Annotated in this window: 1 protein-coding gene; it reads right to left on the bottom strand. The window is 34.0% G+C overall.

Annotated features, from left to right (window positions below):
* Positions 1-427 (bottom strand): serine hydrolase domain-containing protein (locus Q1A01_RS23725; protein WP_299686069.1); only part of this gene is annotated, 427 nt, incomplete at both ends.

The raw sequence follows: 427 nt of genomic DNA, 5'->3' as shown, positions 1-427 counted from the left end.
ATCGCTCGGGCAATCAAACGACTTGGCATATATTCAAAATTAGACTCTTCACTATCTATAGAAAAAAGCGCATCATACTCCATTATTTTTGACCACAATTTCTGCTCAAGATAATTGGATACAGTTAAGTTAGTAGCTCTCTCAAGAATCAATCCCAAATAACTTGTATTGTAATTAGAATATTGAAAATCTTTTCCTGGTTCGGATGAAATTTCTACATTCTTAAGTAGTAACTTTTTAACGTTGGGGTGGTAGTATCCAACCGCTTCATCATGCCAAGGAGAATGAATGTTAGTGAAGGGTATATGACTGGTATTGTATTTAAGCCCAGAACGCATTTCAAGCAAATGTTTGATGGTTATTTTTTTGAAGCTTGAATCTCGTTCTAAAAGTTCAGGAATATAATTTGTTATTGGGTCATTTACAC

Source organism: uncultured Dokdonia sp. (genome assembly GCF_947492815.1).
Lineage (GTDB): Bacteria > Bacteroidota > Bacteroidia > Flavobacteriales > Flavobacteriaceae > Dokdonia.
Note: the sequence above shows the minus strand (reverse complement) of the source record. Positions and strands in the feature narration are given on the sequence as shown.